The organism is Sorangium sp. So ce726 (assembly GCF_051521405.1).
GTDB lineage: Bacteria > Myxococcota_A > Polyangia > Polyangiales > Polyangiaceae > Sorangium.
Genome location: NZ_CP150349.1, coordinates 2,654,333 through 2,670,092, shown reverse-complemented (window position 1 = coordinate 2,670,092; position 15,760 = coordinate 2,654,333). Strand labels below are relative to the sequence as shown.

Genomic DNA, 15,760 nt, shown 5'->3' with positions numbered 1-15,760 from the left:
TTAGCGCACACTCGGTTATCGTGCCGTGGTGCAGATGCACGGGAGGGGGTTCTGGCATGGAACTGGCAGAGTATGCACTGGGGGATATCGCATACGAGGGAAGCGAGACGCGCGTCTGTCGCGCGGTGCATGTCCCCTCGGGCGCGCAGGTGGCGATCAAGTTCCCGCTCGCCGAGGTGCCCAACCCGCGCGTCATGGGGCGGCTGGTCCACGAGCATCAAGTGCTTCAGCAGCTCGCGGCCGTGCCAGGCGTGGCGCGCGTGCATGCGTTCGAGCAGCGGGACGGCACGGCGGCGCTGGTGCTCGAAAACCCTGGATCGAGCTCGCTCGATCGGGTGCTCGCCAAGCACGGTCGTTTGCCGGTCGCGGCCGGACTGCGGTTCGGGAGGCACCTTGCTCGGGTGCTCGAGGGCGTGCATGCCGCCGGCGTGATGCACAAGGACGTCAAACCGCAGAACCTGCTCGTGGATGACACGTACGAGCAGGTCACCCTGCTCGACTTCGGCATCGCCTCGCTGCTGTCTCAGGAAGCGACCGAGGCGAGCATTCCCGAAGCGCTGGAAGGGACCCTGGCGTATATCTCGCCAGAGCAAACGGGGCGCACGGCGCGCGCGCTCGATACGCGCACGGATCTCTATTCGCTGGGCGTGACGCTCTTCGAGGTGCTCTCGGGGCGGCGGCCGTTCACGGACCGCGATCCGCTCTCGCTGGTGCACGCGCATCTGGCCAAAAACCCGCCTCCCCTCGACACGGTCGCGCCGGAGGTCCCGAGCGCCGTGTCGGCGATCATATCGAAGCTCCTGGCGAAGGATCCCGAGCGGCGGTACCAGACCGCCAGAGGCGCGGCCGAGGATCTGGAGGAGGCGCTCCGCGCCCTCCACGAGCGTGGCACGGCAGCGCCCTTTTCGCTTGGAAAGAAGGACTTCTCACGGAAGCTGCGGTTGCCGCAGGTGCTCGTGGGGCGGGAGCAGGACGTCGAGCGGGTAGGCGAATCGTTCGCCCGCGCCGAGCGCGGCGCGGCGGAGCTCTTGCTCGTCGGCGGACCGTCGGGCATCGGCAAAACGGCGCTGGTGCGCACGGTCTACCACGACATCGCGAAGGCGGGGCGCGGCCTCTTGATTGCAGGAAAACACGACCAGCTCGCGCGGTCGACGCCGTACGCCGCGATAGCCCAGGCGTTCGGTGGGCTGATGCGTCAATGGATCTCGAGCCCGAAGACGGTCCTGGAGACCTGGCAGGATCGGATCCGGAACGAGGTCGGGGACAACGCGCGGCTGATTGCAGATGTCGTGCCGGAGCTCGACCTCGTCATGGGCAAGCTGCCGCCGGTGCCGCCGGTGGAGGGCGAGCAGGTGCTCAATCGGCAGAAGCTGACGTGGCTGAACTTCGTTCGAACCGTCACGACACCGAACCCGCCGCTCGTCGTGTTCCTGGACGACATGCAGTGGGCAGACAGCGCCACGCTGATCATCCTGCAGACGCTGCTGACGGACGTGGAGCGGAGGTCACTGCTGGTGATCGCGGCCTACCGTGACAACGAGACACCGCCCGAGCATCCGCTGTGGAAGCTCGTGGAGGCCGTGGAGGCGAGCGAGGCCAAGGTATCGAGGCTGACGGTGGGCCCCCTGTCGGAAGAGCAGGTGCAAAAGTGGCTCTCGCGCACGCTCGAGAGCGACCCGAGGCGCGTGGAGCCGCTCGCGCGCGTGCAGTGGCAAAAGACGCGTGGAAACCCGTTCTTCCTGGAGCAACTGCTGTTCTCCCTGCACCGGCAGAGGCTCCTGGTGAGGGACGCGGAGAGCGGCGAATGGCAATGGGACCAAGCGGACCTGGAGCGAGCGCAGATCACCGACAACGTGGTGGCGTTGCTGACGGACAAGGTTCGACAGATGCCGGACGCGACGCAGCAGCTCATGGGGCTCGCGGCGTGCGCGGGGCACACGTTCCATCTCCACGATCTGGAGCGATTGAGCGGGTGGGAGCCCGCCCGGGTGACGGGAGCGTTATGGCCGGCGCTCCAGGAGGAGCTGGTCGTGCCGGTCGATGGGGCTTATCGCCCCGCGCAGGCGCTCGGCGGGGTGGGCGACGGCGCGCTGGACGCCTCGTACCGGTTCTTGCACGACCGCGTGCAGCAGGCGAGCTACGAGCGGATCTCGCCGGAGCAGCGCGTCCTCGCGCACCTCGAGATCGGCCGGCGGCTCTGGGCGCGGTACCGAGCAGAAGGGGGCACGGCGCAGCAGCTCCTGGAGCTCGCGCGGCACATGAACCAGGGTTCGTCGCGGCTCACGTCCGTGGAGGAGCTCGATGACGTCGCGCGGATGAATCTGGAGGCCGCTCGCGTCGCGAAGGCCGCGAGCTCCCACCGACTGATGGCCACCCTGCTGGAGAACGCGCAGGCGCTCCTCGGCGAGCGAGCCGAAAGCGAACAGCGAGCGCTCTCGGTGGAGATAGCCCTGGAGCGCCTGGAGGCGGCCTATCTGCTGCGAGACTTCGACGACGTCGAAGCGCGCGCGCTCGGCTTGCTCGCGAGACCTCTCGGGGCGGTGCCCTGGCTGTCGGCGCAGGAGATCCGCGTCCGGTGCTGCCTGGCGACGGGCCAGTATGCGCGGGGAATCGGGCTTGGCATCGCGGCGCTCGCGGAGCGGGGCTTCACCTTCCCCGAGACGGACGAAGCGTGTCAGCCGGCGCTGCTCGAGGAGTCCGCCGCGCTGGATCGATGGCTGGAGCAGGACCTCGGCGCGTTCGATCGAATGCCGCCCGAGCAGTCCCCGGAGCACCGGCTCATCGACGCCCTGATGACGCAGACGCAGCTCTGCTCCATCTACGGCGGCCGGCCGATGCTCTACACGCTCATCATCGTTCGCCTGGTCTCCGAGGCGGTGCGGCGGGGGGCCCTCACGCCAGCGGCCACCCTCATGCTCTGCAGCTTCGCCAATGTGTGGTCGGTGGCCACGGGCATGTACCGCCGCGTCCTGCGCTGGGTCGAGCCCGGGGTGCGCGCTGCAGAGCGCGTGGGGTCCCCGATGCTCCCCGAGTGCCTGGTGCTCCATGGTATCTACATGGTCTATTCCAGGCCTGTCGACGAGACGGCTGTCCTCTATGAACAGGGCATGGCGGCCGGCCTGAAGATCGGCTCGTTCCAGGGCACGAGCTGGGGCCTCCTCGCCGAGCTGTTCTATCACCGCGTCTGGCGTGGCCTGCCGCTCGGCCAGGTCGACGCGCAGGTCAAGGCGCGCTGGGATCTCGTGCAGCGCGCGGGCGACGCCGTGGGGAGGCACCACTTCGAGGCGATCGCGTCGTATTGTGAGGTGCTGATGACCCCTGAGGGTGCCCCGAAGCTCCTCAACGACGAGCCGTTGTCGCGAGGTTCGCACTCCCTCCTGGCCGACGGGGACGGGTTCACGGGCGGGCTCGCTCGTACCCTGGAAGCCTATCTGTTCTGTGTCACGGGGAGGTGGGAGCGAGCGCTGTCGCGGGCGCGCGAGGCAGACAAGTTTCGAGCAGACATCCTCGGCATGCCGCCGGTGACGGATATCCCGTTCTTCCTCGCGCTCTCGGCGGCGAAGTGCTGGCATGACACCGCCGGCGCCGAGGAGCAGGCGCGGCTGCGGGAGCACATCGAGCACGGCCTCGAGCGCCTGCGCTACTTCGCGGAGGGTTGTGCGCCGAACTTCCTCCACAAGCTGCGCCTCGTCGAGGCCGAATACGCCCGCGTCCTCGGCAAGACCGAAGAGGCCATCGCCAGGTACGACGAGGCCATCGAGCTCGCGCGCGAGCACCGCTTCCTGCACATCGAGGCGCTCTCGATCCAGCTCGCCGCCGAGTTCCGACTGCAAGCGGGCAAGAGGCACATCGGTGCCATGTACCTGCGCGAGGCGCGCGACGCCCATGCGCGCTGGGGCGCGGTCAACCTGGTCGCCCATCTGAACGCGAAATACCCTGCCTTGCTCAGGGCGGCCATGCAGGGCGCGCCAGTCGAGCGCACGATGATGGCGGCGGCGACCACGGCGACCACGGGCGCCTCCACGGGCGCGAGCCTCGACGTGAACACCGCGGTGCGCGCGGCGCAGGCGCTCTCGAGCGAGCGCGACCCGGAGCGCGTCGTGGGCCGGCTGATGGAGCTTCTGCTGGCGAACGCGGGGGCGCAGCGCGGCGCCCTCGTGCTCCGCGAAGGGGAGGCGCTCACCGTCGTGGCGCGGCTGTCGGTGGAGGGGGCTCGCATCGAGACGGGGCTGTCGGAGCCGCTCGGGCAAAGCCACGACGTGCCGGCGACCATGGTGCAGTATGCGGCCCGCACGGGCGAGCCGGTGGTGACAGGCGATGCGACGAGCGAGGCGCGCTTCGCCGCCGACCCTTACCTCGCGTCGCGCGTGGTGCTCTCGCTGCTGGCCCTGCCCTTGACACACAGGGGCCATCTCGTGGGCGTGCTGTACCTCGAGCACCGCGACGTGCCGTCGGCGTTCCCTCCTGCGCGCGTGGAGTTCCTGTCGGTGCTGGCCTCGCAGGCGGCCATCGCCGTCGAGAACGCCGTTCTGTACCGGGACCTGGAGGCCAAGATCAAGGAGCGCACGGCCGAGCTCCAGGTCGCCAAGGAGGCGGCCGATCGGGCGAACCGGGCGAAGAGCGATTTCCTCTCGAGCATGAGCCACGAGCTGCGCACGCCGCTCAACGGCATCCTCGGTTATGCCCAGGTCCTCGCTCGCGCGCCCGAGCTCTCGGTGAAGAGCCGTGATGGGGTGCAAGTCATCAAGAAATCGGGCGAGCATCTCCTCTCCTTGCTGGAAGACGTGCTGGACCTCGCGAAGATCGAGGCCGGCAAGATGGATCTCGTCGCGAAGAAGTTCGATCTCCAGGCCCTGGTGCGCACGGTGGTGGATCTGTGCCGCGTACGCGCGGACCAGAAGGGCATCGCCTTCACCCATGAGATACGCGGTGGAACGACGCCTGCGTTCTACGGCGACGAGAAGCGCCTGACGCAGGTGCTGTTGAACCTCCTGAGCAACGCCATCAAGTTCACCGAGCGAGGAAGCATCACCCTCGTCATTGACGAGCTGAAGCGCGGCCCCGGTGAAGCGAGCACGTTGCGGCTCCGGGTCGAGGATACCGGCCCCGGGATCGCCCCGGAGCACGTCTCGCGCATCTTCGATCCCTTCGAGCAGCTCGGAGATCACAAGGCGAAGAGCGCCGGCACAGGGCTCGGCCTCGCCATCACGAAGAAGATCGTCGACCAGATGGGCGGCACGATCGAGGTCGAGAGTGAGCTCGGCCGAGGCAGCGCCTTCACGGTGACGCTCGCGCTCGCGGAGGGGCCTGCCTCCGCGCTCGCCGACAAAGCCCTCGGGTGGCATACGATCACCGGGTATCGCGGGGAGCGCCGCACGATCCTCATCGTCGACGACAACCCGCACAACCGCGCCCTGATGAACGATTTGCTGGCCCCGATCGGCTTCGATGTCGTGGAGGCCGAAGGCGGTGAGGCGGCGCTCCGGCTGGCCATGGAGCGGAGGCCGGCGCTCGTCGTGATGGACCTGGTCATGCCGGGCATGGACGGCCGTGAGGCGACGCGCCGCCTGCGGCAGATGCCCGAGCTCGGCGAGGTCGTCATCCTGATCTCGTCGGCGAACGTATCCGGAGCCGAACAGCAGGAGGGCGTCAGCGCCGGTTGGAACGACGCCTTGCACAAGCCCGTGCAAGCGGGCGCGCTCTTCGACAAGATCCAGCGCTTCCTCGGCGTGGAATGGATTCACGCCGAGGAGAAGGCCCCTGTCACGGCGGCGAGGGAGAGTGGTCCGCTGGTGCCGCCCTCGGCCGAGGAGCTCGCCCTTCTATCGCGGCTGGTGGCGTCGGGACGCGTCCGGAACGTGGTGGCGGAAGCGGTGCGGATGGAGGAAACCGACGCGCGACTCGGCCCGTGGCTCGAGCAGCTCAGGGGGCTCGTGCGGACGTACCAGATGCGAAAGCTGCAAGAGTTCGTCGATGGCTCTGCCGCAGGCACGGCCCTGCCCGGCAACAGCAACTAGCGTCACATCTCGGGGCCATCGTCGCTCTTCGCCAGCGTCGCGGCGTTGGCCCTCACCTGCTCGAGGGTCAACGGCTTGTCGTACAGCGCGGCATACTGGATCGAGCCGCGAAAAGAGCGCCCGGCCTTCCGCGAGTTTCCGAGCACGAGATACCACGTCGGCTCCGCCCACGTGAAGACGAAGTCGGCGGGCGGCCGATCCGAGATCGCATTCGTTCGCGCCTCGCCGTTCACGTAGAGATCGACGACGCCCTCGGGGGCGTTCAGCACGAGGTGCAGGACGCACGGCTGCTCTAGCTCCTCGAGGGGAATGAACCACTGCCCCACGAACAGCGTCTGGGAGTTGGCGTAGATGTGGAACAGCACCTCTCGGTTTCCCATCTCGTCGGGGTCGCCGGCGCTCAGCGAGTACTTCCCGAACTCTCCGGTATCGGTCCCGAGGTACAGAATGCGAGCCGGCACGCCCTCGACCGCCGCGGCCGTCACGCTCACCACGGTCTCGAGCGTGAGCTCCGCCTTCGAGACGAGGAGCTTGCTCGGGGGCGTGGCGGTGGACGGAAACGCGGCCTCGACGCGCGCGTTGCCGCCCAGGTTGTTCCACCAGATGCCCACGTGCCCCGCCTCGCCTTCCAGGTTGAGCCTCTCTCCGTCCGACACCGCGTCGAGCGAGAGCCCCGGCTTCGGTCCCGAATCGACGAGCTTGCCATCCGTGCCGTACGCGTCGAGGAAGTACCGCGCGAGCAAGCCATCATCGACAAGGCAAGTCGAGATATGGCTCCCCGGCCCATCGCAGCCCTCCTGGGGCGCCCCGCCGCAGCCGCCATCGCCCTGCCCGCAAGGCTCCACGGTGCCACCGGCGCTGCCGCTCGTTCCGCTTGTTCCGCCGGTTCCGCTCGTTCCGCCGGTTCCGCTCGCGCTGGGGACGACATCCTCGTAGCTGAAGAAGACGCAGCTACCTCCGCTGAGCGCGACCAGCGGGACGATCGTCGAGAGCGCCCGGCCCATCCACCTCCAAGATACGATGCGCACCATCGGGAAGATCCCTCTCTTCGGAAACCTTACCAGCGCTTGCTGAGCACGAGCCCGCCCGGCATGGGGATCACCGACAGGCCGGTCGCCGTCGCGTCCCGCGCGTCGGGCTGTCCTGTCAGGAGGATGTACGCGGCCGTGCCGAGCCCGGCCGCGCCCGCGGCCAGGAAGCTCCAGACCGCCGCGTTCGCGAGGTCTGCCTTGGCGTGTCCCAGGTCGTTGTACTCGCGCAGGTCGAGCCCAGGGCAGCGCGCAGGGTCCGTGCAGGCCGGCTCCAGGAGGCGCTGCTGCGAGCTCGCCTTCCCGTTCGAGAGGAGCACGAACGCGACGCCGAGCCCCGTCCCCGCGGCGGTCGCGGCGAGCCCCGTGAACACGACCGCGGTGCTGCGCGGGCTCGGGCGTCCATCCGCCGCGTCGCCGCCCTCCTCTGCGCTGCCGTCGGCCGCGACCTGCCCAGGGCCGAGCGGCTCGCCGCCCTTCTGGGCGCTGCCGTCGGCCGCGACCTGCCCGGGGCCGAGCGGCTGTGGCTCGCCGCCCGCGCCGCGCGCGGTCCTGTCGCTCTCGATCCGCACCTTTCCGGCCGCGAGATCGACCTCGACCTTGGCCCTCATCCCCTCCTTGAGGACGATCTCCTTCGTCAGCCCGCGCCGTCCAGGCGCCCCCACAGCCAGCGTGTGGCTGCCCGGATCGCGCGCGACGGGCGTCGACTGCGGCACGTCCTGCCCGCCGAGCGCCACCTGCGCGCTCCCCGAGTCCGCGCCCGTCACGGTGATCTCCACGGTGGGGATGCGCGACGAGACGGCCTCGAGCTCCGTCCTCGCCTCGGTCTGCGCCTGCTGGAACGCCTGCGAGGCGTCGGCCGGGAGCTGTTCGTCGACGATGAGCTGGTAGACCGAGCGCGCCTCGGTCAGACGGCCGAGCTTGTGGCAGGAGCGCGCGACCATGATCAGGAAGGTCGGCGCATGCACTGTGGCCTCAGCTCGGCGGAAGGCCTGGAGCGCTTCCCGGTACCGGCGTGCTCGGTAGGCCGTCCACCCCTGGTTGGCGTACCCGACGGCCGCCTGTCGCGCCTTCGCCGACGGGGGCGCCGCCTGCGCGGACGCCTCCGCGCAGGCGAGAGTGACCAGGAGGAACGTACCCATCACCGCCGCTCGGAAGCGCATGCTTGCTCTCTGGGGACGCGGAGCCACCCGGCTAGAGCCCCCAGTCCGGCCCGCGCCCGGCGGACTTCTTGCGAGGACTCGGTACTGCCTTGCGCGGCGCCGGCGCCGACGCGGTCCGAGCGGTGGCCGGGGACGTGGGGCGCGCGGGCGCGGCGCGTCGCGCCGCCGCCGTGGAGGGGACGGGCGATGCCTGGGCCGACCCGGAGGGGACGGGCGATGCCTGGGCCGACGCCAGGGAGGCGGCGTCCGACGCGCCCGCGCCCGGGTCGAGCGGCAACGGGGCCGGCACCACCGCGGGAGTCGCGGCGGGGCGCGCCTCGGGAGCGCTCGCGATGGCGGGGACCGTCGTGAGCGCGGCCGGCGCGCCGCTCGACGGCGCGGCGAGCTCGGGCACTGCGGCGGCCGCGGACGCCTGGGTCGCGCTCTGGCCGCCGTCGGTCGATGCGCCCTTGAGCGCGGCGACGAACAGGCCGCCACCCACGACGACGATCGTCACCCCCATGGCGACGCGCCCCGCGACCCGCGCGATGGCACCGCGCGCCGTGTGCGGCGCCGACAGGTTGATCGCGTCGGTCAAGGTGCCCGGCAACGATTGCGGGTGCGGCGTCGAGGCACGGACATCGTTCGGGTCCGAGCGCCGCTGGATGGGCATCGTCGTCAGCTGCGCCACCGGCGGCGTACCGGGGTCAGCGAGCCCCGGCTCCCCACCGAAGCCCCGCGATGACCACCCGGCGCCCAGCGAGGTGTCCCCTCCCACGAGCGAAAAGAACGGCGGCGCGCCCGCGACGCGCGCGAGCTCGTTGACCATGTCGCGCACGTTCTGGAACCGCTTGTCCCGATCGCGCGCCAGCGCCCGCGTGAAGAACGCGTCGATGCCGCTGGGCAGATCGGGGGCGATCTCGCGCGCCGACGGCACCGTGCCGAGGATCACCTTCGTGACCACGCGGCCGATCGCGTCGCCCGGGAACGGCAGCTGCCCCGTGAGCATCTTGAACAGGATGACCCCGAGCGACCAGAGATCGCTGCGCGCGTCCACGTCCCGCTCGCCGTAGAACTGCTCCGGGCTCATGTAGTTGGGCGAGCCCATCACCTCGCCCGTGGCCGAGATGTCGGCCGCGAGCGCCGCCGAGACGTCCTTCGCGATCCCGAAGTCGAGCAGCTTCACGATCTCGCCATCCTCGCCGTCGACGCGCGCGAGGAAGAAGTTGGCGGGCTTGAGGTCGCGGTGCACGAACCCCGCTTCGTGGACGCTGCGGAGCGCCTTCCCGGCCTGAACGATGATGTGCAGCGTCTCCGGGAGCGAGAGGCGGCCGCACCGCTGGAGGCGCTTGCTGAGATCCTCGCCTTGCAGGAGCTCCATGACGAGGTAGGGCACCTCGTCGTCCTCCACGAAGCCGAAATCGTGGACCTGCACGATATGGGGGCTCTTGAGCTGCGCGGCGGCGCGCGCCTCCCGCTCGAAGCGCGCCCGGAGCACCGGCAGGCGCGAAAACGAGTCGCGCATGAACTTGACAGCGACGAGCGTGCCGAGCTGTACGTGCTGCGCCACCCAGATCGAGCCCATCCCGCCGTGCGATAGCTCTCGCTCGAGGCGGAATTTGCCGGCCAGAAGGACGTCTTTCTCGAACTTCATACGCCCGCGCACCTCCCGAAGGGGGAGTCGAGAGGATACCGAATCCCGGTCGAGACGCGAAGCTTCGTGTGGTCGATCTGGCGCGGGGAGCAGCACCTCGTACGACCGTCGCGGGGGGCGGTATGCAAACAGGCGACACCGCGCCAGAGCGGGGTCGCGGGGCAAGGACGACTCGAGCTGCGCCCGCAGGCGTGCCTGCGCCGGTCCGTCCCCTGGGCGGAAGGCGAGGCGCGAGGCGACGCGTGGGACATTGAGGAAGCAGCTGGGGACCCTGACGCGCTGCAACGCTGCAGGTACCGCAGAGGCGCAGCGGGGGGAGCGGTGCGAGAATGTGAGGAAAGCAGGCTCACCCAGGCCGTGCCGGAGCGGCCTCCCTGATCCCCTTGGCGGCGCGCCCGCCGTGACGAGCTCGTTCAGATCACAGGCCGACCCCTGCTCCATCGAGCGATGGTGATGGCACCCGAGGAAATCAGCAGAAGGGAAGAGAAACCGCAAGGGCGCGAGGGGCGCAAGGGGCGGGCAAGAGAAGCTCTCGTCTCTGGTCCCTTGCGCCCCTTGTGTCCTTGCGGGTTCTCTCTGTTTCGCATTCCTGGCCCTTGGATCTTGCTTCCCGGCAGATCGGTCGAGCCTCGCACCCCATTGAAACCATGCAATGTTCAACCTGTTCGGTGCGCTAGCCCGGCGCTCAGCCAAGCTTGATACAGCCCCGCTCTAGGCGCCGCGCGCGTACTGGCCTGGCGTCGTGCCGACGATGCGCCGGAAGTGCCGGTTGAGCTGGCTCTGGTCGTAGAGGCCGATCTGCGGGGCGATGTCGCGCGGCCTCACGCCGGCGACGAGCATCTCCTTCGCGCGCATGATCCGCAGCCGCGTCAGGTATGCGTACGGAGACATGCCGACCTGCGCGCGAAACGCGCGGCAGAGGTGGAACTTTTCGAGGCCGGCGTGCGCAGCGAGGTCGTCGAGCGTCACCGGCTCGGCGAGCTGCTCTCGCAGGAGCGCGATGGCGCGGCGCACCGGTCGCGTGTACTCGCACTGCGCGTCACCAAGCGCCCCGAGCGCGCCGATCGCCTCGGCGACCGCGACCTCGAGCACGAGACGATCGGCGCCGGCGCGCACCGCGTGATGCAGGCGGTGGAACGCCGCGCCCCGCTCGTCACCGGCGGCGAGCTGTGGATGGACGCAGACCTTGCCGATCACGCTCTCGACCATATGCGCCGAGAACGCGACGCACTGGCCCGTGCCCGGGCCGTCGCGCGAGATGTCGCGGTACACGTCGCCGGGTTGCACGATCTGCAGCGAGCCCGGGCCGCAGCTCCACACCTTTCCGCGGCTCCACCACTCCGAGCGCCCGACCTCGATGCGAGCGATCGCATACATTTCCTTCATGCCGCCGTAGAGCTCGTCGGTCGACCAGCGCGTAGCGCGCACGCCGGGCACGGGGACAGCAAGGAGGTCGGCACGCGTCGCCACGCCCCCATCCTAGGACCGACGCGCCCCCTCGGCTTGGGCATTCTTGGCCGCCCGCTCGACCGGCCAAGAATCACCAAGGCAGCGCCCGCGGAGATCCCTATCCAGGGGACATGCAAGAAGCGCCGCACGGACTCGGGTCGATCGCGCCCGACGCGGACGTCACGAAGCGCTCGTGGGCCGATCGGTCGCGCACGCCCGCGAGTCTCTGAATCTGGCGGCGCGCGGCGACTCAGTTTCACTGAATCGGGAACAAGAGGACGAGTGAAAAATGGGCAAACTTGACGGCAAAGTCGCGGTCGTGACCGGAGCCTCCAAGGGCATCGGCGCAGCGATCGCGAGGCATCTGGCGGCGGAAGGAGCTTCCGTCGTCGTGAACTACGCTTCGAGCAAGGCCGGCGCGGACAAGGTCGTTCGCGAGATCGCCGAGGCGGGCGGCAAGGCCATCGCCGTCGGCGCTTCGGTGGCGAGCGAGTCCGACGTCATCAAGCTCTTCGACGAAACGAAGCGGACATACGGCAAGGTCGACATTCTCGTGAACAACGCCGGGGTCTTCAGCTTCATGCCGGTGGAAGGTGTCACCGTGGAGGAGTTTCATCGCCAGTTCGACACCAATGTCCTTGGGATCTTCCTCGCGATCAAACATGCGTCACCGCTCTTCCCCGAGACGGGCGCATCCATCATCAATGTGAGCTCGGTGGTCAGCACGCTCGCACCGGCCAGCGCCAGCATCTACTCCGCCACCAAGGGTGCTGTGGACACGATCACCAAATCGCTGGCCAAGGAGCTCGGCCCCCGCAACGTTCGCGTGAACGCGATCAATCCTGGAATGGTAGCGACCGAAGGCGTTGAGTCTCTGGGCGATCTTGGTAGCGAGTTCTTGAAGCAGGGAGCAGCCATGACGCCGCTCGGACGCCACGGGCAGCCAGACGATGTCGCGCTGCCCGCAGTCTTTCTTGCCAGTGACGAGGCTCGCTGGATCTCGGGTGAAACCATCTACGTTTCTGGAGGCGCTTCAGTCTAGAATAGCGATCACGTTGATCAAGCGAGGAATAAGCCGCCAAGACACCAAGGACGCCAAGATAAGATTCTCTCCTTGGCGTCCTTGGTGTCTTGGCGGTCGAAATTCTGCGCTTTTCAGGCAATTTCAACCCGTTTGTCGCTCTGGTCCTGGGCGACTTCGTCCCCCTTGGACGAGGCGCTCCCCGAGCTGAGCGTCAAGGGCGGCTCGGCAGCAGCCGTGCCAGTCTTACTAGGACGCTGGCCAGTCCATCGCCCGTCGCTGTTCCCATCCGAATCGTCCGAACAGGCGCGGGGACGGGCGGACCCCGAGCGCAGGCCCCTCACGGCGCCGCCTCGCGCTGCGGCCTGTGCGGGCAGGTTCCAGCGCGGTGCCGTGCGAGGGAACCCTCTTGATAGGATGAGCTCGATGGTCGCAGCTCGTCGTCACGGACGGAACGGCACGCGGCGAGGACATAGGAAACGAGGCAGACGGATCGTATCCGATGGGCTCCAATTATGATCGTGAGCTGGCTTCCCGCCTGGCGCGCCGCGTTGTACAAACAGCGCATGGAGTTAGTTGTTGTCCTCATCGCCCACTCCACACTCGCGGTCTTCTTCCAGACCTTCTTCCTCCACCGGTACGCGTCGCATCGGATGTTCACGATGTCGAGGCGCTCGGAGCGAGCATTTCACCTTCTCACGTACCTCACGCAGGGCTCCTCGTACCTCGTCCCCTGGGCCTACGCGATCCTGCACCGCACGCACCACGCGTACAGCGACACGCTGAAGGACCCTCATTCGCCGCGGTACTTCGCCGAGCCCGCCTCGATGATGTGGCGGACCAAGAAGCTCTACGATGCCATCTGCGATGGCACCGCCGACGTGGAGCCGCGCTTCCTCGGTGGCTACCCCGAGTGGCGCACGCTCGACCGCATCGGCAACTCGTGGATCAGCCGCATCGCGTGGGGCACGGGTTACACGGTCTTCTACATGGCCTTCGCCTCTCACTGGTGGCAGTTCCTGTTCCTCCCGCTGCACTGGACCATGGGCCCGCTGCACGGGGCGATCGTGAACTGGTGCGGCCACCGCTACGGCTACCGCAACTTCAACAGCGACGACGACTCGCGCAACACGCTCGCCCTCGACTTCGTGACGCTCGGCGAGCTATTCCAGAACAACCACCACAAGTACTCGATGAGCCCCAACTTCGCGGTGCGGTGGTTCGAGTTCGATCCGGCCTATCAGGTCATCCGGGTGTTCGCCTGGATGGGCATCCTCCGGACGCCCGACAAGCGTCAGGTCGCCCGGCTGGAGGCCGACGTCGCGCGGACCGAGGGGTAGGCAGCCCGCTTCGGAGCAGAGCTCTCTCGGCGCCCGTCGGGCCTGTGCAGGCGGCGGGAGCTTGGCTCACGGGCTCTTGACTACCGCAGGCCGAGCAAGAACTCCTGTATGCGGGCCGATACCACGCCCCCTGCCTCGAGGAGCATCGCGTGGCCTGTGCGGGGCACGATCATCCACTCGGCACCCGGGATGAGGCGGCGCAGCGTGTCGAGATCGGCCCGCAGCGCCATCACGTCGCGCTCGGGCGCGATCACCAGGACCGGCACCCGCACCTGGGGGAGGACGTCCGACGCGCTTGCCGCCATCAACGACCGCAGAGACTCCCAGTAAGCGCGAAGATCCATGGTCCCGACGGCGCGGAGGAAATGCTCCAGCTCGTCCCGAGGCGCCTCGGGCCCGAAGACGCCTGCGGCCTGGCCCAGGGGGAAGAGGGCGCTGGACGCCGTGACGCGGCGCACGACCGGCGCCATGCGAGGAACGATGGGGGCCGCCGTCCGCAGCGTCAGACGGAGGGCCGCGCGCGCGCCGGGGATCCGGAAGGCGGCGCTCGACGCGTAGGGGTGATCGGCGCCGCCGGCGATGAGCACCATCGCGCGCACGAGATCAGGACGGCGGCGATAGAGCTCGAGCAGCACCGTGACGCCCATGGAAAAGGCGATGTGCACCGGCGCGCCGGCGAACGTGCTACGGGCACGGACCGCCTCCGTCACCCGGAGAAGGTCGTCTGCGTGGGTCGGAATGGCGTAGTCGCCCGAGCGCGCCGTCTCGCTCTGCCCGTGACCCCGGTAGCTCCAGTGGACCAGGTGGGTCGTCGTTGCGAGCGCGCTGACGAGGTGCTTCCAGAAGTTCTCCGTCGTGCTGAGGCCGTTCGTGAGGACGACGGGCGCTCGATCTCGCAGCTGCACCTCGTCGCCTGGGCGCTGGTGCGTGTGCCACGCGATGCGCGTCCCATCGCTCGCAACGATGTGCCGAAGGATCGAACCTACCATGATCGGAACGGACGGTAGCATGCGCGACCTCGCGACCAGCGATCGACAAGGTCAGCGTTCGACCTGCCGCCTGGCGTCCCAGGTCCGTGTCGCCGTGGTCGGTCTGCCGTGCAGCGCAGCCTCGAGCGCCATGGTGCCCGCCGTGAGCCGTGCGTTCCGGTCGCTATCGCTGAGCGGCGCGGCCCGGCCTCGCTGGCGCGTTCAGGCGTGCGCGCGCCCCGGGAAGCCCCGCGCACCGCGATGACGTCGGTGCGCCCGTGAGGTCATTGAGATTGTTGACCTTTCTGTTGTCCGCTGTCCGGCACCAAGGAAGAAGCCCGAGTTCCTCCCTGGTTCTGCGCTTCCGGTAGGCCCCCGGGCAGTTCGGCAAGACCTCACGCGGAGCCAAGGACGAACGTCGGCGACGAGGTCCTATTTCGCCAGGCTGAAGTAGCAGGTCAGGCGGAGCTTGCCGCGGATTCGCACATAGACCTGGCCCAGGTAGAGCCCCGGGGAGAGCTCGCGCAGCTCGTCTGCGACGTTCCTGACGAAGGAGGGGTTCTCGGGGCAGTCGTAGTCGAGGTGGAGCGCGTCGAAGTCGCCGACCCGGGAGCGGCCGATGGACGTGTCGAAGGGGAACCTTTGGCGCGTGTCGTTGCGCAGGCGGTTGTATCCTTCTCCGCTGCGGTCGTCCCGCACGCGGAAGGTCTTGCCCGCCCACCAGGTCGTCTCGCGGACGAAGTCGCTTATCCAGCGCGCGAACGGCGGCTGGAGACCGCAGATCATGACCACCTTGCCGCTCAAGTCGCCGCGGACGTCCGTCAATCTCGGCGTGGTCGCGCCCCGGTAAAGCTCGAGCAATGCGTCGCTGTCGAGCTGTTGCAAGCCGTCCGCGGTGCAGGCGCGGATCGTTCGAGCGGACCGAGCGCTGTCCGAGCGCTCCTGTGCGGAGTTCATGGAACCTCCTGGGTTGTCCAGTCAAAATTGGCAGGGGATCTACTCGACTCGAATGTCGATCAGGTGACATCGTCGTGGGTCCCTGACCATCGGATCCACCGATGGAGTGCCGGGCGACACGACGAGACGAGCGCCGACGGGGGTCCGCAACGCAGAGTTCACACAAACGCCTTCCCCGCGGTCA

The 15,760-nt window shown here is 68.7% G+C and carries 9 protein-coding genes; 3 read left to right on the top strand and 6 right to left on the bottom strand.

The annotated features are described in order from the left end of the window. Positions 1–56: 56 nt before the first annotated feature. Positions 57–6,017, top strand: a complete 5,961-nt coding sequence (locus tag WME79_RS10170; RefSeq protein ID WP_437534506.1) for a protein kinase domain-containing protein — start codon at positions 57–59, stop codon at positions 6,015–6,017. Positions 6,018–6,019: 2 nt separating this feature from the next. Here WME79_RS10170 and WME79_RS10165 read toward each other — a convergent pair whose 3' ends face one another. The 4 genes from WME79_RS10165 to WME79_RS10150 form a co-directional block, all read right to left on the bottom strand. Continuing rightward, positions 6,020–7,021, bottom strand: coding sequence for a hypothetical protein (locus tag WME79_RS10165; RefSeq protein ID WP_437534504.1), 1,002 nt, complete (start codon positions 7,019–7,021; stop codon positions 6,020–6,022). A gap of 53 nt (positions 7,022–7,074) precedes the next feature. Continuing rightward, complete coding sequence (locus tag WME79_RS10160; RefSeq protein ID WP_437534503.1) at positions 7,075–8,208, bottom strand: tetratricopeptide repeat protein; 1,134 nt, start codon at positions 8,206–8,208, stop codon at positions 7,075–7,077. 31 nt (positions 8,209–8,239) lie between these two features. Beyond that, positions 8,240–9,841 (bottom strand): protein kinase domain-containing protein, encoded by a 1,602-nt coding sequence (locus WME79_RS10155; protein WP_437534502.1) that lies wholly within the window; start codon positions 9,839–9,841, stop codon positions 8,240–8,242. A 711-nt stretch (positions 9,842–10,552) separates the two neighbouring features. Then, complete coding sequence (locus tag WME79_RS10150) at positions 10,553–11,311, bottom strand: helix-turn-helix domain-containing protein (RefSeq protein ID WP_437534501.1); 759 nt, start codon at positions 11,309–11,311, stop codon at positions 10,553–10,555. 268 nt (positions 11,312–11,579) lie between these two features. Here WME79_RS10150 and WME79_RS10145 point away from each other — a divergent pair, with 268 nt between their 5' ends. Together WME79_RS10145 and WME79_RS10140 are read left to right on the top strand one after the other, a co-directional pair. Beyond that, positions 11,580–12,332, top strand: coding sequence for an SDR family NAD(P)-dependent oxidoreductase (locus WME79_RS10145; protein WP_437534500.1), 753 nt, complete (start codon positions 11,580–11,582; stop codon positions 12,330–12,332). Positions 12,333–12,877: 545 nt separating this feature from the next. Next, positions 12,878–13,651 carry an acyl-CoA desaturase gene (locus WME79_RS10140; RefSeq protein WP_437534499.1) on the top strand — a complete coding sequence of 258 codons (774 nt, stop codon included), beginning with the start codon at positions 12,878–12,880 and terminating at the stop codon, positions 13,649–13,651. Between the two features lie 80 nt (positions 13,652–13,731). On the opposite strand, the gene WME79_RS10135 is transcribed toward WME79_RS10140, so the two are convergent. Further along, entirely contained in the window at positions 13,732–14,640 is a 909-nt protein-coding gene (locus WME79_RS10135) for an alpha/beta fold hydrolase (protein WP_437534497.1), read from the bottom strand. Between the two features lie 411 nt (positions 14,641–15,051). Next, positions 15,052–15,576, bottom strand: coding sequence for a hypothetical protein (locus WME79_RS10130; protein ID WP_437534496.1), 525 nt, complete (start codon positions 15,574–15,576; stop codon positions 15,052–15,054). Positions 15,577–15,760: the final 184 nt, after the last annotated feature.